19 protein-coding genes are annotated in these 21690 nt (G+C 33.7%); all 19 read left to right on the forward strand.

All coding sequences use genetic code 11. The annotated features are described in order from the left end of the window. Positions 1-31 precede the first annotated feature (31 nt). The 19 genes from AC1DIT_RS03405 (at position 32) to AC1DIT_RS03495 (ending at position 21679) form a co-directional block, all read left to right on the forward strand. Complete coding sequence (locus AC1DIT_RS03405) at positions 32-487, forward strand: DUF6270 domain-containing protein (protein WP_476998059.1); 456 nt, start codon at positions 32-34, stop codon at positions 485-487. A 155-nt stretch (positions 488-642) separates the two neighbouring features. Beyond that, positions 643-1650, forward strand: coding sequence for an NAD(P)H-dependent glycerol-3-phosphate dehydrogenase (locus AC1DIT_RS03410; RefSeq protein WP_033670901.1), 1008 nt, complete (start codon positions 643-645; stop codon positions 1648-1650). A 46-nt stretch (positions 1651-1696) separates the two neighbouring features. After that, positions 1697-2896, forward strand: coding sequence for a CDP-glycerol glycerophosphotransferase family protein (locus AC1DIT_RS03415; protein WP_016132442.1), 1200 nt, complete (start codon positions 1697-1699; stop codon positions 2894-2896). Positions 2897-2898: 2 nt separating this feature from the next. Continuing rightward, complete coding sequence (locus AC1DIT_RS03420; RefSeq protein WP_476998060.1) at positions 2899-3702, forward strand: ABC transporter permease; 804 nt, start codon at positions 2899-2901, stop codon at positions 3700-3702. A gap of 15 nt (positions 3703-3717) precedes the next feature. Continuing rightward, positions 3718-5391: a teichoic acids export ABC transporter ATP-binding subunit TagH gene (gene tagH, locus AC1DIT_RS03425; protein WP_016112650.1), complete on the forward strand. Its 1674-nt coding sequence runs from the start codon at positions 3718-3720 to the stop codon at positions 5389-5391. 86 nt (positions 5392-5477) lie between these two features. Continuing rightward, on the forward strand, positions 5478-6359 hold the full coding sequence (gene galU / locus AC1DIT_RS03430; protein ID WP_016112649.1) for a UTP--glucose-1-phosphate uridylyltransferase GalU: 882 nt from the start codon (positions 5478-5480) through the stop codon (positions 6357-6359). Between the two features lie 1010 nt (positions 6360-7369). Beyond that, positions 7370-8068: a YveK family protein gene (locus tag AC1DIT_RS03435; protein WP_016112648.1), complete on the forward strand. Its 699-nt coding sequence runs from the start codon at positions 7370-7372 to the stop codon at positions 8066-8068. Then, positions 8058-8717, forward strand: coding sequence for a CpsD/CapB family tyrosine-protein kinase (locus AC1DIT_RS03440; protein WP_016132441.1), 660 nt, complete (start codon positions 8058-8060; stop codon positions 8715-8717). Before AC1DIT_RS03435 ends, AC1DIT_RS03440 begins: the two co-directional genes overlap by 11 nt. Positions 8718-9100: 383 nt before the next feature. Next, entirely contained in the window at positions 9101-10918 is a 1818-nt protein-coding gene (locus AC1DIT_RS03445) for a polysaccharide biosynthesis protein (protein ID WP_016112646.1), read from the forward strand. 111 nt (positions 10919-11029) lie between these two features. After that, on the forward strand, positions 11030-12196 hold the full coding sequence (locus AC1DIT_RS03450; protein ID WP_016112645.1) for a glycosyltransferase family 4 protein: 1167 nt from the start codon (positions 11030-11032) through the stop codon (positions 12194-12196). Beyond that, positions 12159-13226: a glycosyltransferase gene (locus AC1DIT_RS03455; protein WP_476998061.1), complete on the forward strand. Its 1068-nt coding sequence runs from the start codon at positions 12159-12161 to the stop codon at positions 13224-13226. Before AC1DIT_RS03450 ends, AC1DIT_RS03455 begins: the two co-directional genes overlap by 38 nt. Positions 13227-13237: 11 nt before the next feature. Then, positions 13238-14350, forward strand: coding sequence for a glycosyltransferase family 1 protein (locus tag AC1DIT_RS03460; protein ID WP_016112643.1), 1113 nt, complete (start codon positions 13238-13240; stop codon positions 14348-14350). Positions 14351-14378: 28 nt separating this feature from the next. Next, a complete protein-coding gene (locus tag AC1DIT_RS03465; protein ID WP_016112642.1) occupies positions 14379-15281 on the forward strand; it encodes a glycosyltransferase family 2 protein in 903 nt (300 codons plus the stop codon). Between the two features lie 152 nt (positions 15282-15433). Continuing rightward, the gene (locus tag AC1DIT_RS03470) at positions 15434-16501 is read left to right on the forward strand and encodes an EpsG family protein (protein WP_016132439.1); all 1068 of its coding nucleotides are present in this window, start codon (positions 15434-15436) and stop codon (positions 16499-16501) included. 60 nt (positions 16502-16561) lie between these two features. Beyond that, positions 16562-17329 carry a glycosyltransferase family 32 protein gene (locus AC1DIT_RS03475; RefSeq protein WP_016132438.1) on the forward strand — a complete coding sequence of 256 codons (768 nt, stop codon included), beginning with the start codon at positions 16562-16564 and terminating at the stop codon, positions 17327-17329. Further along, positions 17322-17939, forward strand: coding sequence for an acyltransferase (locus AC1DIT_RS03480; protein WP_016112639.1), 618 nt, complete (start codon positions 17322-17324; stop codon positions 17937-17939). Before AC1DIT_RS03475 ends, AC1DIT_RS03480 begins: the two co-directional genes overlap by 8 nt. Positions 17940-18024: 85 nt before the next feature. After that, complete coding sequence (locus AC1DIT_RS03485; protein ID WP_016112638.1) at positions 18025-19227, forward strand: glycosyltransferase; 1203 nt, start codon at positions 18025-18027, stop codon at positions 19225-19227. A gap of 241 nt (positions 19228-19468) precedes the next feature. Then, complete coding sequence (locus tag AC1DIT_RS03490; protein ID WP_476998062.1) at positions 19469-20500, forward strand: glycosyltransferase; 1032 nt, start codon at positions 19469-19471, stop codon at positions 20498-20500. 18 nt (positions 20501-20518) lie between these two features. Then, positions 20519-21679 (forward strand): polysaccharide pyruvyl transferase family protein, encoded by a 1161-nt coding sequence (locus AC1DIT_RS03495; protein ID WP_016132437.1) that lies wholly within the window; start codon positions 20519-20521, stop codon positions 21677-21679. Positions 21680-21690 lie beyond the last annotated feature (11 nt).

Here is a 21690-nt window from a genome sequence, read left to right on the forward strand (position 1 = left end):
GTATGGTTCTTAGGGGGAGTCAATATTTTGTATGGTTCTTAGGGGGAGTCAATATTTTAAAGAATTGATGGACTATGAATTTATTGGGCATAGCAATAATCAATTATATTTTGAAATATGGAAGACGTATATGGAGAAATTTGCCGAAAAAGTCAAAGAGATATTACCTGAAGACCGCATTATTTTAAATATTGGAGGATTCACATATAAGTACGTTGATATAGATGGTACAGTGAAAAAATTCCCACGATCAGAAATTATAAAAAGAAATAATTATTTCTGGGAGTTACTTAATGGATGGTTTATGCAATCTATCCCAAATTGTAAGGTTATTAACCTGAAAGATACTAATTATATAGGCCAGCATAACCATCCGTTTGGAAATACATTTTCGCATTACCAGCCGGGATACTACAAGGAATTTATGAGTAGATTAAATAAACTTGTTATGCAAGATTTGCAAAAAAAGTCCATGGTTCATTGGTAAAACAATAACGTCTATATTTCCCTCTAAGAAGTAATTTCTAGAGGGAAATATTTTTATTACAAAGGTTTTATATGTAGAAATCATATTTTGTATAGAATAAATTCAAAATCTGTAGAGGATGGAGAGAAATGAAAGAAATGAAAGAAATGAAAGAAATAAAAGAAATAACAGTCATAGGTGCAGGAAGCTGGGGAACAGCGTTATCTATGGTTCTTGCGGATAACGGACATGAAGTAAGAATTTGGGGGAATAAGGCGGAACAAATCCATGAAATTAATGAAAAGCATACGAATGAAGCATATTTACCGGGGATTCAGCTTTCTGAAAAAATAAAAGGGTATGAATCCCTAGAGGAAGCAATAGATGGGATAGATACTGTATTATTAGTTGTCCCAACGAAAGCGATTCGTAATGTAATGCAACAATTAAAGAACGTCTTAAAACAACCAATAACCGTTATCCACGCGAGTAAAGGAATTGAACCGGGATCATTTAAACGTATCTCGGAAATGATTGAAGAAGAGATGCCGAAAGAGTTAATAGAAAGTGTTGTTGTTCTTTCAGGGCCAAGCCATGCAGAAGAGGTGAGTCTTCGTCATCCTACTACTGTAACTGCTGCGTCATATCATCTACAGGCTGCTGAAAAAACACAAAAGCTATTTATGAATACAAATTTCCGTGTTTATACAAATCGAGATGTGATTGGTGTTGAATTAGGTGGGGCACTAAAAAACATTATTGCCCTTGGTGCAGGAATTTCAGATGGTCTTGGTTACGGAGATAATGCGAAGGCAGCGTTAATTTCCAGGGGACTAACGGAAATTACACGATTAGGGTGTGAGATGGGAGCAAATCCGCTTACTTTTGCGGGATTAACAGGTGTCGGTGATTTAATTGTGACTTGTACAAGTGTTCATAGTCGCAATTGGCGAGCTGGAAATTTACTTGGTAAGGGTCATAATCTAGAAGAAGTATTAGAGAATATGGGCATGGTGGTAGAAGGTGTTCGTACAGCTGAGGCAGCATATCATTTAGCTGAAAAAATGAGTATTGAAATGCCGATTACGACTGCGATATATAATGTTTTATTTAATGGAAAAAATGCAAAAGAAGAAGTAGACGCATTAATGGGAAGAACGGGAAAAGGTGAGGTTTCGCGTTAATGTATCGTAAGTATGAAGCGACTGAATTAGAAGGTGTGTAAATAACATGGGATTTATAAGAAGAATAAAAAATCACCGTATTGTAAAAAAACTATGTAAGGCAGTATTTCTTTTCTGTAGTTGTTTGCCTCCCAAAAAGAAGTTAATTTTATTTGAGAGTTATTCCGGAAAACAATATAGTTGTAATCCACGAGCTATGTATGAATACATGTTACAAAATGACATGGACTTTCAAATGGTTTGGAGTGTAAATAAAAATTACACAGCGCAGTTTGACAAAGGAAATATCCCATATGTAAAAAAATTTTCAATTCGTTGGTTTATTTTATTGGCACGCGCGCAGTATTGGGTAACGAATAGTAGAATGCCGCTTTGGCTTCCTAAGCCAAGGCATACTATTTATATACAAACTTGGCACGGTACACCTCTTAAGAAATTAGCGGGTGATATGAAAGAAGTTCATATGCCAGGTACAACAACTGAAAAGTATAAGGACAGCTTTCATCGTGAAGCACAAAACTGGGATTATTTACTTTCCCCTAATGTATATTCGACTGAAATATTTAAGAGGGCTTTTCAATTTCAAAAAACTGTTGTTGAAGCAGGATATCCTCGTAACGATTTCTTATATGTAAATAATAATTCTAAGGCAATCGATACATTAAAGAAACAGAATGGATTACCTATAGATAAAAAAATTATTTTATATGCCCCAACGTGGCGAGACGATCAGTTTTATAGTAAAGGTCGATATAAATTAGATTTACAATTAGATTTAAATCTTTTGCAGAAACAATTAGGTTCAGACTATATTATTTTGTTACGTATGCATTACTTAGTTGCAGAACAGTTTGATTTAGAACCGTATAAAGGGTTTGTGTATGATTTCTCTAAGCATGTCGATATAAATGATCTGTATTTACTATCTGACTTGTTAATTACAGATTACTCTTCAGTCTTTTTTGACTATGCGAATTTGAAACGACCAATCATTTTCTACACGTATGATATTGACTCGTATCGTGATAAGTTAAGAGGTTTTTATTTTGACTTAGAGACAGAAGCTCCTGGTCCAGTTGTGATGAATACGGAAGAAGTGCTTGAGGAAATATTAAGATTCGAAACTCTAGGTTTAGGTGAATTTGCAGGGAAATATAATACCTTCTATAATAATTATTGTTATTTAGAAGATGGTTTTGCTTCTAAACGAGTAGTAGAGAAAATATTCTTCGGAGAGGCACAGTAAAGATGAACTCAATGATTATGGTATTAAAAGAACAGATAAATAGTCTGTATTTAATTAAACGTTTATCTATTTATCAAGTAAAAAGTACAAATAATAATAATTATTTAGGACTTGCGTGGGAAGTTTTGAATCCTCTCATACAGATGAGTATTTATTGGTTTGTATTCGGCTTTGGGATTCGGGGTGGTCAAGGAGTAAATGGAGTACCATTTGTTTATTGGTTATCTGCAGGGCTTGTTGTATGGTTTTTTGTACAACCAGCAATGCTACAAGCATCTAAGTCTATTTATACAAGGTTAAATATGATTTYGAAGATGAGTTTTCCAATGAGTGTTATCCCAAGCTTTGTAATTATGTCTAATCTGTATCAGCATTTGATACTTATTGGTATTGTGACAATTTTATTTTTAGTAACGGGTCAAGGTATTTCTATTCATTATATTCAGCTTGTTTATTATATGTTTGCTACCCTTATGTTAATATTTTCACTCTCCTTAATTACGTCAACGTTAGCAACAATTGTGAGAGATGTTCAAATGATTGTTCAATCAATTATGCGAATGTTGCTATACTTAACGCCTATATTATGGACACCTGAGAAATTACCATCGTTTCTTCAAAAAATTATGCAGTTAAATCCATTTTGCTATATTGTAGATGGATATCGGGCTTCCTTACTAGGAACAAGCTGGTTTTATCAAGATCTAAATTATGCATTATATTTTTGGTCGTTTGTCCTTGTTACGTTGTTAATTGGTGCAACGCTACATGTAAAATTTAGAAAGCACTTTGCAGATTATCTATGATGAGGGTTGTAAAAAATGAATGAATCAGTGAGGTTTCATAATGTAACAAAAAAATATAAAATGCATAGCAAAAACTCTGAGAAATTAAAGGATATTCTGTATCCTGGAGGATTTGGTGAAGACTTTTATGCATTAAGAAACTTAACATTTGAGGCTCAAAAAGGCGATGTTATTGGTATTGTTGGGGTAAATGGTTCTGGAAAATCTACAATGTCTAATTTGATTGCTGGAATTACACCGCCTACAATTGGAAGTATCGACATAAAAGGGAAAGTCGCACTTATTGCAATCGCAGCTGGTCTTAATAATCAATTGTCAGGTAGAGAAAACATTGAGCTTAAATGCTTAATGATGGGAATGAGTAAAGCACAAATTGAAAAGTTAACACCTGAAATTATTGATTTTGCTGATATAGGTAAGTTTATTGATATGCCAGTAAAAAAATATTCTAGCGGGATGAAATCGCGTTTAGGATTCGCGATTTCAGTTAGTATTAATCCAGATGTACTCGTAATTGATGAAGCTTTATCAGTAGGTGATCAAACATTTGCCGATAAATGCTTAAACCGTATGAATGAATTTAAAGAACAAGGAAAAACAATATTTTTTGTTAGCCATTCTTTAGGACAAGTGAAAAAATTCTGTACAAAGGCTCTATGGCTTGAATACGGTGAAATTAGAGACTATGGTCCTATTGAGGAAGTAATGCCGAAGTATGAAAGTTTCTTAAAAGAATATAAGGAAATGAGTAAAGAAGAGCAGCAAAACTTCAAAAAAGAAGCAATGGAGAAACAGGCAGGAAAAGGGTTGGCAGAGGTAAATATTGCTTCAAAAGAGGTTCCAAAAGAAGCTTCCAATTATGCACCTAGATTAAGTGGAGCGCATGTTCACAGTAAGAATAATCGAATCAAACGTAAGTATATTGCTGGCTTAATTGGTGTATTACTAATTACAACTATAAGTGGATTGGCTTATTGGCAAAGGGATAATATCCTTTCTCCTTTACACGCTAAAGAACAAAAGAAAGAACAATCTAGACATGCAAAAGTTGTTAAACAAGAGAAGAATCCATTAGCTGATTTAGATGTTCGGTATGTAAGTTCTGCTAAAGCTCGTGTGAGAAGTGTGCCAGCGTTAGAGGGACAAGCAATTGCTACTATGGTATTTGGAACACCTTTTGTGGTAAAGGATCAGAAAAAAGATGAAAAATCTGGGGTCAATTGGTTGAAGACTATTTATGATAATGGGGAAGAAGGATGGGTTAGTGAAGAGATAGTAAGCTCAATTCCATTTACTCAGGCATTATCTTATGAGGATGTTGTAAATAAAATAAAAAAATTAGAAGGTACTTCTCAAAATCTGGAACAAGCTCTTACTTTTCTAGGTAAGCGTAAAGAGGATGTAACTAGTATAATAGGTATTCCTCAAAATGAAGAAAAAATACCAGAAGGAGTACTAACAAAATATAAAGAAATTGATGTTTTATATAATAATCAATTGACTGTTAAACAGGTAAGTCTTAAGAACGTAAATATATTGAAGGCAACGTTGTTAGAACAATTGGGTGAAGCACAATTGAAAAACGAAGATAGTTCTTTATTAATTTATCGATCTGATAAGTTTGATTTTAAGTTTGCTTCTAATGGTTCAACAATTGAGCAAATATCCATCTCCGATCTGTTAAAATGAGGAAAATTATTGTTATAATAAGTGTGTTTGTTAATTGTTCAATCAAGTAAATATAAAAAAATTATATAATACTAGGAGGAATATCATTGAAAAAAGTAAGAAAAGCTATTATTCCAGCAGCTGGATTAGGGACTCGCTTCCTACCAGCAACAAAAGCAATGCCAAAAGAAATGTTACCAATTGTTGATAAACCAACAATTCAATATATCGTGGAAGAGGCAATTGCGTCTGGAATTGAAGATATTATTATCGTAACAGGAAAAGGAAAACGTGCGATTGAAGATCATTTCGATCATTCCTTTGAATTAGAGCAAAACTTATTATCAAAAGGAAAGTATGAAACTCTTGAAAAAGTACAAGAATCTTCAAAGATCAATATTCATTATATTCGCCAAAAAGAGCCTAAAGGTTTAGGACATGCTGTTTGGTGTGCTCGTAAATTTATTGGAAATGAGCCATTTGCGGTACTACTTGGTGATGATATTGTTCAAGCGGATACGCCGTGCTTACGCCAATTAATGAATCAATATGAGAATACACAATCATCGGTAATTGGTGTTCAAACTGTTCCAGAGAATGAAACGCATCGCTATGGTATTATTGATCCGTTAGAGCGAAAGGATCGCAGTTATCAAGTGAGTAAATTTGTTGAAAAACCTGCTAAAGGAACAGCACCATCTAATTTAGCGATTATGGGACGTTACGTGTTAACGCCAGAAATCTTTATGTTCTTAGAAAATCAACAAACAGGGGCAGGCGGAGAAATTCAGTTAACAGATGCGATTCAGCGTTTAAATGAAATTCAACGTGTATTTGCATATGATTTCGAAGGAAAACGCTATGATGTCGGAGAAAAGCTTGGATTCATTCAAACAACTGTTGAAATGGCGCTACAACATGAAGAGTTAAAGAAAGAGCTATTAGATTATATGAAAAAGTTAGTGGAAAGCGAAATGGTTTGTAACTAAGCCTTAACGATACAAAAAAGAACTTAAGTCTATTTCATTAGAAATAAGTTTTTTGTAGATTTCAGCCAATATGTTGGGGAAAAGTTAAGTCTATGTTAGTTTTGGAATGGGACTTTCTAATGTTATTTCTCTTTCATTAATCGTCAAAAGAGGATAATATTGTTTCATTTATTTATAAATGGTTATCGGCTACTTATAGTATGCTACTATTTTGCTTCATTTTTTAATAAGAGGACCTCAACCCTATAATTCAACAATTGTTTTTAAACTCTTTTATAAGCGGTTGTTGGACATATAGATACTGTCACAAGAATTTAATTGGATAATATGCATATGACTATACGATCTTTACTTCCTTGAAATAATTATTTATGAGATTATGTGTGAATTTATATGAAGATAATTGAATGGGATATTCTAGGTAGAGAGTGAATCGGACGTATAAATTTATATTGACGGGGGTATTATCAAGAACTAAAATGAATAATACATGAGTATATTATGATTAATGAAACGAAACGTTTGTTTTGTTAATCAAATCTATACTTGAAAAGTTCAATTTTCTTATCTTGCATTAAATTACATTGAATATATAAATGTTAATTTAAATTTAAATATACGTGTTAACGCTAGGATAAATATGTATAATTTTGATTGATTTCCCCTGACTATGAAAAGTAAATATACATAGGTATATAGTTAAAACCTTACAGAGTAAGGCTTTGTTTAAAAGACTGTGCAATGTTCTATGTGAAGGATACTAACACTAATTCCTTTGTAGTGTTACATGAAATAATGTAACACTATAAAGGAATTTTTGAGGATGTATTCATGCTTTAGGGTCAGTCATTGTAATAAAAACTAGGAGTGATTTTGTACATCTTTGAGCAAGTGGAAATGTGTATATTCGGATGGTGATTTGTAAATATATTCAGATGTGAATTAAATGATGTTGTTCAATATATATTTAACTTCATTTTTAATCAATTAAATAATAGTGGAGGGGAAGTATGGAGAAGGAAATAAATTTAAAAAGCTTGTTTAATGTTATAAAAAGAAGGTTTTGGATTATTGCAGTAATCACAATATTGGCCGGATTAGTTGGTGGGATATACAGTTTTTTTATGAAAACGCCTTTATATTCATCTTCCGCAAGGATCCTTATTCCGGCAAATCCTGAAGCAATGGGTACACTTAAAGTGATGATTAAAGAACCTGTTGTTTTAGAGAAAGTAGCTCAGCAACTAAATTTGAAAAAATCAGCAGGTGCATTAAGCGGACAGATAAGTGTTGGAAAGGTGGAAGAATCACAGATTGTCACTATAACAGCTATAGATACTAATCCAGTGCAGGCTGCCCAAATTGCTAATGTTACAGCAAATGTTTATAAAGAAGAAGCAAAATCTGTTATGAATTTCGGAAGTGTTCGTATCTTAACAGAAGCAAACGCCCAAGGAAACCCTTCGCCAATAAACTTAAATCATGCAGGTACGATAGAGCTGGCCATGGCTGCCGCATTTATATTGAGTATAGGAATCGTTTTCTTATTGGATTCTCTTGATGAAACAATTAAATCGGAACGTGATATTGAAAAGTTACTACCGATCCCTGTTTTAGGAAGTGTTTCCCAAATGAAAAAAAATAATATAGTAGATAAAAACAGTAAGAAAGAAAGTGTAATGGTAGGAGGAAAAACATTTGATTCTTAATAAAAAACAAAGTCGTCCTCTTGATAATAGTAATTTAATTGCGCATACAGCTCCGAATTCGAAGATTGCTGAGGAATATCGAACAATTCGTACTAATCTTCAGTTTGTATCTGAAGCAGATAAAAAAAGAACTATAATAATTACTTCTCCTGGATATGGGGAAGGGAAAACCATCACTGTGGCAAATTTGGCGGTTTCTATGGCTCAGCAGGATGAAAGGGTCTTAGTCATTGATGCGGATTTAAGAAATTCAGAACTACATAAAATTTTTGGAATAGAAAATGGATCGGGATTAACAAATATCCTAGAGGGAAAAGCAACGCTAGAGAAGGCGGTAATTCAGACGGAAATCAAAAATGTACATGTTTTAACAAGTGGTTCTGAAGTTAACAATCCAGCTGAGCTGCTTAGCTTACCATCCATGCAAGATTTAATTAACAAAGTAATAGAACAATATGACGTTATTTTATTTGACTCTTCACCTCTTCTGGAAGTAACAGACACGAGTATACTAGCTAGTCAGTGTGATGGCGTATTGTTGGTATTAAGTTGCAATCAAACTGCTAGTGAAGCGGTAGTTGAAGCAGAAAGAGTGTTAGGTTTAAGCAACAGTAGGTTTCTAGGAGCTATTTTGAATAAAAAGGTATAAGAGATTTATTCAAATCAGTTATGCGGGCGATGCTCATACAGTACTTTTTAGCTCATAGGGTAAGGAGGAAGGACATTCTTCGCTAGAGAATGAAAGGTTACCTAAAAAAAAGTATATGGTACGGTGATGTCTCCTTACCGCTATCAATGGAGGCACTCGATTATGCTGTGGGTTAAAACACCTTAGACGTTAGTCGTCAAGAGCGTGATGTGAGGGAGGGTTAAATGCCCGTATTTATTTGAAGTTTCTGTCTAGAAAGTCTTTTTGAAGGATCTTGTAGACAGGAACTTTGTATTAGTTAGTCATTTATTTCCTTCCTTAAATCTTTAGTTAGATATATAGATAAAAATATTAGTTGCAAAAAATTGAGAGAGGGGCCTATTATGACGTATCATCAAAGATTGTTTCTATTAATTTTAGTAGATTCCTTAATTGTATTAACCACGATTTTCTTTAGTCGCTTTTTAGTAAGTGCTGATTTCCACGTTATAACATTGCCTATTGTAGCAAGTGCGATGACCTTGCTTCTTAGCCATCATATTTTTTCTTTTATTTATAAGCTATATAAAAAAGCATGGGAGTATGCAAGTATAGGCGAACTACTCATTATTTTGAAAGCAGTTACGCTTTCTATTATCACAACAGCAGTAGTACAAAAAATATTACTCCATGATATTTATTTCCGTCTACTTGTTGTCACTTGGATGATCCATGTTTTATTGATCGGAGGATCACGTTTTTTATGGCGGATGTTCCGAGATGCTTATATCCAAAAGGGTGACAATAAAAAAAGAACGCTAATTATTGGTGCAGGTTCTGCAGGTACAATGGTTGTACGGCAGTTGTTGAATAATAATGAAACAGAATTACTACCAGTTGCTTTTATTGATGACAATATAAAGAAACACGGACTGGATATACTAGGAATACCAGTGGTCGGAGGAGTGAATCGCATTGAATCTACTGTTCAGAAATTGGGCATCGACAGTATCATAATAGCAATTCCTTCACTTAGTAAGAAAGAATTAAATATGATTTTCCAAGAGTGTTCTAAGACAAAAATGAAAACACAAATTCTTCCGATGTTAGAGGATTTAGTGACTGGAAAGGTTTCAGTAAATGAATTTCGTGATGTTCAGGTAGAAGATTTATTAGGGCGTGAGCCGGTTGAATTAGATATTGAAAGTATTTCCGATTTTATAACTAATAAAGTTATTTTAGTAACTGGTGCAGGTGGCTCAATTGGGTCTGAAATTTGTCGTCAAATCGCACATTTTAACCCAAAACAATTGATTTTATTAGGTCATGGTGAAAATAGTATCTATTCCATTGAAATGGAATTAAAAGAGCTATACGGTGACACCGATATTATCTTTACTACAGAAATTGCTGATGTACAGGATGATATGAAAATGATGTCAGTCATGAGTCAATATCATCCTCAAGTTGTTTATCATGCTGCTGCACATAAGCATGTACCCTTAATGGAACGTAATCCTGAAGAAGCGATAAAAAATAATTTGATCGGGACAACAAACGTAGCAACAGCAGCAAGTTGGCATGGGGTCGAGACGTTTGTAATGATTTCTACAGATAAAGCTGTGAATCCTACGAGTGTAATGGGAGCGACCAAAAGGCTTGCTGAAATGGTAATCCAAAACTTAGACAAAACAAGTAGTACGAAATTTGTGGCTGTACGATTTGGAAATGTATTAGGAAGCCGTGGTAGTGTTATACCACTGTTCAAAAAGCAAATTAAGCAAGGGGGACCAGTGACTGTCACTGATCCAAAAATGATTCGTTACTTTATGACAATTCCAGAAGCATCTAAACTTGTAATACAGGCCGGGGCATTAGCTAAAGGTGGGGAGATATTCATTTTGGATATGGGTGATCCTGTCAAAATAGTGGACCTTGCGAAAAACTTAATCACATTATCAGGCAATTCGTTAGATGAGATACAAATAAAGTTCACCGGAATGAGACCTGGAGAGAAGCTTTTTGAAGAATTGTTGAAAAAAGAAGAAGTGCATGAGCAACAAATCCATCCTAAAATTTACATAGGTAAAACATCAAATCTTTATATAAAAGAAATTGAAGAAATTATTCAAACATACCCTAATCTTGAGAAATTAGAATTGAGAGAACAGGTATTGACATTGGCAAATAACCGTATAGCTTCGCAAAATATTATAGTGTGAATGTCGATTTGAATACGTGCGTTTAGATACGTATTTTACTATTTAGAAAAATGAAGTATGTACAGGTTACAGGCTGGTTAGACAGATTATAACGAGTGTAGGGTGATATATGTGGGAAATAAAGTATTGTTCTGTGCAACAGTAGATATTCATTTTAAAGCATTTCACTTGCCGTATATGAAATGGTTTAAAGAACAGGGATGGGAAGTTCATGTTGCTGCTGCCGGCAACATGGACCTTCCATACGTGGATAAGAAGTATGAACTTTCTATTCAAAGATCACCTTTGCAGCCCAAGAACATTAAGGCTTATAAAGAGTTGAAAGCTATCATTGATAAAAATGGATATAAAATTATTCATTGCCATACACCAATGGGGGGAGCCCTTACACGTTTGGCGGCAAGAAATGCTAGAAAATATGGAACAAAGGTTTTATATACTGCTCACGGATTCCACTTTTGTAAAGGTGCCCCGCTAATAAATTGGTTATTATATTATCCTATTGAAAAAGTAATGGCAAATTACACAGACTGCCTTATCACGATAAATCAAGAGGACTATGACCTGGCTGTTCAGCGGCGTTTCAAAGCAGCTGAAATTGAACAAGTACACGGAGTGGGAGTAGACACAGAATACTTTAAACCAGCTGATGAGATTCAAAAGCTTTGTCTGAGGAGTGAGATGGGATATAAGCCCACTGATTTCTTGATGTTCTATGCGGCTGAGTTTAATAAAAATAAAAATCAACAATTTTTGATTCGATCATTGGCTTTAATAAAGGATAGTGTCCCAAACGCAAGGCTTCTATTGGCCGGAAATGGTCCCTTACTAGAGGATTGTAAAGATTTGGCGAAACAAATTGGCGTATTTGAAATGGTGGACTTTCTTGGTTATCGGAATGATATCTCGAAAATTTTATCCGCCTGCGATATTGCGGTTGCATCGAGTCTCCGCGAAGGTCTGCCGGTTAATATTATGGAGGCCATGGCTTGTGGGTTACCGATAATTGCAAGTGAGAACAGAGGACATTTGGAACTTGTAGAAGATAAAGTAAATGGCTATATCATTTCCAATCAAGATGCTCAAATGTTTGGTTTAAGAGTACTCGAGATGAACAAGTCAAAAGACTTACTTGTAAAGATGGGTATTGAAAGCAAACAGAAAATGCATAAATATTCGATTGTTCAGGTTGAATCTGAATTGAGTTCTATTTATGGGAAATACATTCTGGAGGAAACAGATGAAACCGAAAATCAGTATAATAGTTCCTGTCTATAATGTTGAAACTTTATTAGGAAGATGTTTAAACAGCCTAACGTCACAAACACTTGAAGATATCGAAATCATTATGGTAAACGATGGCTCAACAGATAAGAGTGCAGGTATACTTAATGAGTACGCAAAGAAAGATAAAAGAATTATAGTGATTGAAAAAGAAAACGGTGGTGTTTCTTCAGCAAGAAATGCAGGTATTCAAACCGCGAGCGGAGAATATATTGGGTTTGTTGATCCGGATGATTGGATAGACATGGAAATGTATGAAACCTTGTATAAGGAAGCAGTTCAAGGTAAGGCAGACGTTGTTATGTGTACATATACTCGTGAATTTGGAAGTCATTCAAAAGAGAAGAAATTTGATCTTCCTGAAAAAGTTTGTTATGAAGGCGAAGAAATTAAAGCAAACGTAATGAGACGTTTAATCGGTCCTATAGATGAAGAAATAGGAAACCCAGAATTCTTAGATGCTTGGGGAACCGTTTGGTCAAAGCTTTATCGTTCTGAGGTTATTAAAGAAAACGCGATTCAGTTTGTGGATTTAAGTTTTATTGGTACAAATGAGGACTCATTATTTAATATACAGACATTTTATTATGTTGATAAATTTGTTTTTTTAAATAAGCCTTTTTATCATTACTGGAAGACAAATGCAGCTTCGGTCACGTCTAATTACAAACCGGAATTGATGAACCAATGGTTTAACCTTTATGACATAATCGAGCAATTTTTAGAAGATAAGCAGCTATCAGGAAATTTTCGATTAGCTTTAAATAATCGTATTTGTCTTAATACGCTTGGACTTGGCTTAAATACAATGAGTAAAAGTAATCGCATATCTCCATTAACGAAATTTAACAGATTAAGTAAAATACTAAATGATAATCGGATAAGGCGTTCTTTTAAACAATTAGAGATGGATCACTTCCCTATTGTTTGGAAGGCGTTTTACTTTTGCGTAAAATATAGGTTTACCGCAGGGTWTTATTTTATGTTAGTGGCAATAGATTCACTCAGAAAGATGATGAGATAGGAGTGGTACTCTTGAAACCTATTCGTATACTTCAAGTAGTTACCGTCATGAATCGCGGCGGGCTTGAAACTATGTTGATGAATTATTATCGAAGAATAGATCGTAGTAAGATTCAATTTGATTTTATGGTACATAGAACAGATAAGGGACATTATGATGATGAAATAATGAAGCTTGGCGGGAAGATTTATCGAATGCCACAGATACGACCTGGAAATTATCGCCGTTATTTTAAATTACTCAAAGAGTTCTTTGCTACTAATCCTGAATATAAAGTAGTACATTCTCATATCAATGAGAACAGTAGTTTTGTATTAAGAGCAGCGAAAAATGCAGGTGTTCCGTGTCGTATTGCGCATAGTCATTTAAGTGATTTAGGTATTGATATAAAACTTCCTTTCCGACTATATGCAAGGTTCACAATGAAAGACAATCCGACTGCATATTTTGCATGTTCGAAAAAAGCAGGAGAATGGTTGTTTGGAAAGAAACAGACAAATTCTAATGAAGTAACGGTTCTAAATAACGCAGTGAATGTTGAAGAATTTAAATATAATGAAAGTAAAAGAAATAAAGTAAGAGAAGAAATTGGGGCAAATGATAATACGTTAGTTATAGGGCATGTAGGAAGATTTAATAAGCAAAAGAATCATGAATTCTTAATAGATATTTTTCATGCTGTACATAAAAAGAACCCAGAATCCATACTGACTCTCATAGGAGAGGGTACCCTACGCCCAAGCATTGAAAAAAAGGTAGCTGACTTAGGTTTGTCTTCTAAGGTCAGATTTCTAGGAACTAGAACCGATATCCCGCAATTGATGCAAGGATTTGATATTTTTCTTTTTCCTTCGCTTTTTGAAGGCTTGCCAGTTGTACTAGTGGAAGCACAGGCTGCTGGTTTAAATTGTGTGGTGTCTGATGCAATTACTAGTGAATCTAACTTGACTGACCGAATGAAATTTATAAGCTTAAAGAGTTCAACGGAATTATGGGCAGATTCTATTCTTTCCTCATCATTAGAGCATGAGGATACAACGAATGTAATGCAAAATATGGGTTATGATACGGCTACTATGGCAAACTGGCTGACAGATTACTATTATGCACATGCCTATAAATAATAAAAAACTTGATGCAGGAGGGTTTGCAATGACACCACTCTTAACCGTTTTTACGCCTACATATAATCGTGCATATACCCTTCATTTATGTTACGAAAGTTTAAAAAGGCAAAAATGTAAAGATTTTATTTGGTTAATCATTGATGATGGATCTACTGATAACACAAAGGAACTTATTGATACGTGGATTGCAGAAGATGTCGTTCCCATTCGTTATCATTACCAAGAAAATCAAGGTATGCACGGAGCACACAATACCGCTTATGAATTAATTGATACAGAGTTAAATGTTTGTATAGACTCGGATGATTATATGGCTGAAGATGCTGTTGAAAAGATTGCTTCATTTTGGAAGACACATGGAAGTAAGAAGTTTGCTGGAATAGTCGGATTGGATGCGAAACAGAATGGAGAGATCATTGGAACTAAAATGCCATCTAATGTTAAATCTTCCACATTATCAGGCTTGTATGGTCTTCATGGGGTTAGAGGCGATAAGAAACTAGTTTATCGTTCGGAATTGACAAGAAATTCTTTGCCATATCCTATATTTTCAGGAGAAAAGTACTGTCCGCTCAGTTATAAGTATATTTTAATTGATCAACAATGTCCTTTACTCATTATGAACGAAGTCTTATGCCATGTGGAATATTTAGATGATGGTTCAAGCATGAACATGATTAAACAATATAAGAAAAATCCGCGTGGTTTTTTATTCTTCAGAAAGGTTGCTATGCAGTATGCTCCTTCTTTTAAGGAGAGATTTCGAGAATCCATACATTATGTATCTAGTAATCTGATGATTAGAAATTATGCTTTTCTTAAAGAATCACCATGTAAGGGTACTACTTTCCTGGCGATACCTTTCGGGATTCTTCTCTATCTTTATATACAGAATACAAGTAATAAAACCGTTTCGAAGCGCCATTAAGAAGCTGAAGATATACCGGTAATTGTTGTGTAAGCTTGTAATAATTGGCTAATGAATCTGTTAATATATTTATGTGTAAATATATCTATTTTCTTCAGTGCTTTTGCATGTCTAAGTTACTTGCTTGTTTGCTGCGTGGAAGGAGTTATGGAATGACTATATTATGGATAAACCTTTTTGTAGTTTACATTTTATCTTTTTTTTCAAGATATTCTGCAAAGAGCATGAGCAATGGGATCGTTCCGGTTCAACCAAATAAAATGCTTAGTTTCTTGGCAATGGCATCTCTTGTTATTGTATCGGGACTTAGAAATAATATTGGTGATACTTATTTTTACATGTATTCCTATGCCCACAATGAATTCAGTTGGAGCAATATTGATTTCTCAGGGGATTTTGGTTTTGATCTTTTACAGATGTTTCTGCAACACTTCTCAAAAGATCCGCAGATAATGGTGTTTTTTGTCGCCTTAGTGACAAATGTATTAATTGTAATAACTCTTTATAAATACTCCCGGATGTTTGAATTAGCCTTATTTGTATATATTACAGGTGGAATGTATTTAGTATCCATGAATGGAATCAGGCAGTTTTTAGCAGCATCTATTGTCTTTCTAGCCACAAAATATATTTTTAATGGAAATTGGAAAAAATATATTTTAATTGTACTTTTAGCAGCCATGATTCATAAGTCAGCGCTTGTTTTAATTCCAATTTACTTTTTGGTTAGGAGAAAGGCTTGGGCTTGGGATACATATGTATTGCTGTTCTTCTCGGTCATTATAGTAATTGGGTTTAACCAATTCTCATCAGCTTTGTTCTCGGCATTAGAGTCAACTCAGTATGGACACTACAAGGACTTTGCAGAGGGAGGAGCAAACGTATTACGTGTTGCAGTTAGTGCTGTGCCAATAGTTCTTGCATATCTTGGAAGAGAAAAATTAAGAGAAGTCTTTCCGAAAAGTGATTACATTGTAAACATGTCTTTAATTGGTTTAGTGTTCATGATTATTTCAACGCAAAATTGGATATTTGCAAGATTCACCATTTATTTCAGTTTATATCAATTAATTTTAATTTCATGGATTGTTGTATTATTTTCTAAAAAGGATAGGAATTTCGTATATTACGGACTTTTATTGTGTTATCTCATTTATTATTTTTACGAGAGTGTAATAAGTTTAGGTATCATTTATACAAGTAAATATATATCTTTATAGATTTTTCAGTAACCCCTACTTTTAAGTATAAATTTAAGCATATCGGGGAGAGTGTATCAATTGGAGAACGTGAGGAAAATTCCATCAATCATACATTATTGTTGGTTTGGTGGTGGAGAGAAACCTGAGATCGTACAAAAATGCATAGATAGCTGGAAGAAGAACCTCCCAGAATATGAAATTATTGAGTGGAATGAAAACAATTTTGACATAAAATGTAACTTATATGTCAAAGAAGCTTATGATGCGAAGAAATTTGCATTTGTAAGTGATTATGTAAGAGTATATGTTCTTTATAAGTTTGGAGGTATTTATTTAGATACCGATGTAGAGGTATTCAAACCTTTTGATAATATGCTCCATCATGATTCATTTTGGGGATTTGAACAGGAAAATTACATAGCGACAAGTACTATAGGAGCTATGAAAGGAAATAAGCTGATTAAAATGTTTTTGGATTCATATGAAGGAAAAGGATTCATCAAAGAGGATGGAAAACATGATGATTTAACCAATGTGGCGGTTGTAACTAATATACTAAAAAATGCAGGATTGGAATTAAATGGAGAATATCAAGAAATAAGCGGTATGGGAGCTTTTTATCCACAAACTTATTTTTCTCCATATGATTATATCAATTGCAGAAAATTTATAACTGAAAATACATATGCAATGCATCATTTTTATAAAAGCTGGTTGCCTCCTAAAGTAAGAATCAAGGGTAATATAAAATTGATTTTAGCGAAAATAATAGGTGGAAATAATATTGCTAGGCTAAGAAAATATGTGATAGGAAAAGAAGCTTTTAAGGAGAATACACATGATTAAGATATTCAAGAAAATAGTTCAAACGATAGTTGCAGAAAGCCGTAATAGAGGACTGTACTTTACTATACTAATGAATATTTCACATGTAATTGGTGCATTAAGAGGTGCCTTCTATAAGGCAATATATTTTCGTAATATAAAGTGTTCAATCTTTTTTCTTCAAGCAAATAGCAAGATTGAGATTTTCAATAAGCGTTCAAAAGTCAATATTGGAAAGTTTGTATTTGTAAGAAAGAATGCCAGCATTAGACTGGATTTTGACGGAGTATTAGATATAGAAGAAAAAGTATTTATTAATGATAACTGTAATATCAACTGTGTAAATAGAATATCGATTGGAAGAAGTACAAAGATAGGGCCAAATGTGTGTATTAATGACCACGACCATAATTATAAAAACCCTGCAGATAGCCATCTGGTAAAAGGTGAGGTAAAGATAGGGAAGAATGTTTGGATTGGTTCTAATGTAGTTATATTGAAGGATACTGTTATAGGCGATAATACCGTAATAGCCGCCGGAAGCGTTGTAAAAGGGCATATTCCTTCTAATACGTTATTTGTGAATAAAAGAGAGAATATGTGTATTGATCGCACTAGTTTAAGCAGCTAATAAAAAGTTTATTCCATATGAATTCATATACTGCGATTGCTTTCATTTACTTACATCAAAACAAAACATGAACGTGAGGAAGCGTATGAAAAAAAATGTTTTAATCTCTATCTATGATATGGAAATTGGTGGAATAGAAAGAAGCTTAATTAATATGCTGGAAAGCTTCGACTATGATACATACAACATAGATTTATTGATATTTAATCATACCGGAGAGTTCTTAAATTTAGTACCTAATAAAGTTAACTTACTACCACAAATAGGTGGATATACCGTCTTTAGGAAGTCAATTGTGCAATGTATACGTGAAGGATATTTTGGGGCAGGAATCACAAGAATAATAAGTAAGTATATGGCAGGGAGAATATCAAAAAAAAGACAGTTAAAGGAAGGTTCGGGATATATTCAGATGCAGCTTGTGTCAAAGTATGCAGCATATTTTTTGCCTAAACAGAAAAAAAAGTATGACTTTGCGATTAGTTACGCATGGCCACATGATCCTTTAGCTGATACTGTAAGTGCTGATAAGAAGATAGCTTGGATTCACACAGATTATAGCACACTAGAAATTGATAATAAAATTGATTTTGCTATGTGGAATAAGTTTGATTACATAGCATCTATATCAGATGAATGCACAAGAGCATTTTTGACTGTATATCCATCGCTAAAGGATAAAATTTTACAAATAGAAAATATTACTTCACCCAAATTTATTCAGAAGATGGCTGAAGATACTGTAAGTTTTAATAAACAAAGTAACAGTGCTTTTAATATTTTATCGGTTGGAAGGTTGTCATATGCGAAAGGGTTTGATGTTGCTATAAAAGCCCTTAAAGCATTACATAATAAGGGGTTAAACAATATAAAATGGTATGTCATAGGATACGGATCGGATGAATCTAACCTTAAGGAATTGATAAAGGAACAACAGTTAGAAGATAGTTTTATACTATTAGGCAAACAAACCAACCCATATCCGTATATGAAGTTATGTGATTTATACGTTCAGCCGTCCAGATATGAGGGAAAGGCAGTTACGGTTACGGAAGCTAAAATCCTTGAAAAGCCTATATTGATAACTAATTATCCTACTGCAGCCAGCCAATTGGATGATGGAATTGAGGGCATTATATGTGATTCAAGTGTAGAGGGGTTAGTCGAAGGCATCGAAAGTTTATATAGAGATGATGAACTAAGGAAAACATTAATCAATAATTTGCGAGATAGGGATTACAGTAATAACGCTGAGTTGAATAAGCTATATAAAGTTATCCCGCATTAACGGGTAGTAAGACCTCCACCTCAAAGTTCGGCGAAAACAAAGGAGTTAGGTGGGGGATCAACTGCCCGTAAAAGCCCGATTCGTTCAACTAATAATTAGTGGGGGATGAAGAAAACCCCCACTAATTAAAGTTTTACTTTATAGGCGCCTAAACAATCAATACATCAAGTATAGGAGACAACAATAAAGGTGTATTTATGATGATAGCGTAAGAGATTTCTCGTAAAGGTGTGATTTAGGCATGAGCCAAAAAGTAAGTGTAATAATACCAGTTTATAATGCAGGGAAATATATCACTCGGTGCATAGAGTCACTTTTAAATCAGACACTCCAAGAGTGTGAGTTTATATTTATCAATGATGGCTCGATAGACGATAGCAGAGAAATCATTGAGGGATATAAACAAGTAGATGACAGAATAATACTTATAAATCAAGTAAATCAAGGTGTAAGTATTGCAAGAAATAAGGGCTTACATTTAGCCGCTGGAGAATATGTGGGATTTGTTGATGCTGATGATTGTATAGAAAAGGATATGTATGAAACACTATATAACTCAGTAAAACAAAGTAATTGTGATGTAGTTATATCAAATTTTAAGGGCGAGGCGGAAGGGCATAAGGTAATTACAACATATCCATTTCCTATAGATATTGTTCTTGAAAAAGATTATATAGAGCAAGAAGYATTACCTTATTTCCTTAAGGCAGATAATTTAAATACTGTTGTAAATAAGATCTATAGAAATAATTTAATTAAAGAAAATAACGTTAAATTCCCAAGCGGAATTGCATTGGGAGAAGATGGAATGTTTAACGTTGAATTCTTTAGTGTTGCAACTCGTATGAAATATGTAGATTATGTAGGTTACCATTACAAGGAGGTAGCTGGTAGTGCTACCAGAAACATATCCGAAAAAGATTATTTTCAGAGGGCTGTAGAAGTATATACTATGGAATTACCCCAAATATATACTGATAAAATTGATAGAGTAAGAATAAGTAAATTAAGGTCAATAAAGTTTATTAATAGTGTAATGTCCTATATACATGTTTATTTTACACCATCTAAAGATGTAAGTTTCAATAAGCGGTATAAATACGTAAAAAGTATGATACGAAATAAACATGTGAGAGAGGCACTACCTATATATTATAGTGAAATTTATAACAAGCTAGGAAGATATGAGCGGTTAATAATAAATTTAATAAAGAGACAATCAACTGTTGGGCTGTATTGCGTTACAGCTTACAGTAGATTCAGAAATAAATAATAGTGAGGGAGTTTAAGTATGAAAATTATGATGTTTGCCCATGGTGGAAGTCTTAATAGGGGATGTGAGGCTATTGTTCGTTCCTCTACTAATATCATAAAAGAAAAGGTAGATGAAACAAAGATATATTTGGTATCAAGTAAGCCTGAAACAGATAAGATTATAACAAAGTTAGATGGAATATATGATGGTTCTACYAAGAATATAGCGAAGTACTCATACGATTGGTGGATGGCTTTACTTAAAGTAAAGTTGTTTAATGATGAATCTTATGCAATAGCTAAAATGGAAGATAATATAATTAAACATATAAAGAATATGGATGTATGTTTATCTATAGGTGGAGATAATTATTGTTACGGGGAACAGCCTGCATTGTATGAAATAAATAAAAAAGTAAAAGCAGCAGGAAAGAAGTTAGTGTTATGGGGATGTTCTATAGGCGAAGAGGATATGTCTGAGAGAAAGTTAGGAGACTTAAAACAGTTTGATTTAATATTAGCTCGTGAAACTCTTACCTATAATATGTTGAAAAACAAGGGACTTAATAACGTTAAATTGTGTGCAGATCCTGCATTTACCATGGAGAAAGAAGAGCTGGAATTACCTAAAGGATGGCAAGAGGGCAATACAATAGGTCTTAATTTTAGTCCACTTGTATGGAATAGAAACAAGGATTCACAAGTTGCAGTAAGAGATTTAATTAACCATATACTAGATACTACAGATTCAACAATTGCTCTCACACCGCATGTTATGCAGGATGGGAATAACGATTATGAAGTTCTGTATACATATTATGAGGAATTTAAAAATACAGGTAGGGTAATTATATTACCAAACAATTTAAATGCAATACAATATAAAGGGTATATAGCTAGGATGCGATTCTTTATAGGAGCTAGAACACATGCCACGATAGCGGCTTACTCAAATTGTGTTCCAACTATGGTATTGGGATACAGTATAAAATCGAAGGGAATAGCTAAAGACTTATTTGGGGAAGAGAAATTAGTCTTAAATATAGAAGAAATATCTAATAGTAATAAATTAAAAGCTAAATTCGATGAGATGGTAAGAGAAGAAGGTCAATTGAAGAGCAAACTAGAGCAAACTATGCCTAATATTAAAAAAATGTCATATAAAGCGGTAGAATACTTACAAGAATTAGCTAAGTAAATCGAGGTATA

Source organism: Bacillus sp. 05T22 (assembly GCF_056396765.1).

Coding starts and splice junctions, on each gene's coding strand:
- AC1DIT_RS03405 (WP_476998059.1), top strand. CDS start 32: ATGGTTCTTAGGGGGAGTCAATATTTTAAAGAATTGATGGACTATGAA.
- AC1DIT_RS03415 (WP_016132442.1), top strand. CDS start 1,697: ATGGGATTTATAAGAAGAATAAAAAATCACCGTATTGTAAAAAAACTA.
- tagH (WP_016112650.1), top strand. CDS start 3,718: ATGAATGAATCAGTGAGGTTTCATAATGTAACAAAAAAATATAAAATG.
- AC1DIT_RS03435 (WP_016112648.1), top strand. CDS start 7,370: ATGGAGAAGGAAATAAATTTAAAAAGCTTGTTTAATGTTATAAAAAGA.
- AC1DIT_RS03445 (WP_016112646.1), top strand. CDS start 9,101: ATGACGTATCATCAAAGATTGTTTCTATTAATTTTAGTAGATTCCTTA.
- AC1DIT_RS03465 (WP_016112642.1), top strand. CDS start 14,379: ATGACACCACTCTTAACCGTTTTTACGCCTACATATAATCGTGCATAT.
- AC1DIT_RS03470 (WP_016132439.1), top strand. CDS start 15,434: ATGACTATATTATGGATAAACCTTTTTGTAGTTTACATTTTATCTTTT.
- AC1DIT_RS03480 (WP_016112639.1), top strand. CDS start 17,322: ATGATTAAGATATTCAAGAAAATAGTTCAAACGATAGTTGCAGAAAGC.
- AC1DIT_RS03485 (WP_016112638.1), top strand. CDS start 18,025: ATGAAAAAAAATGTTTTAATCTCTATCTATGATATGGAAATTGGTGGA.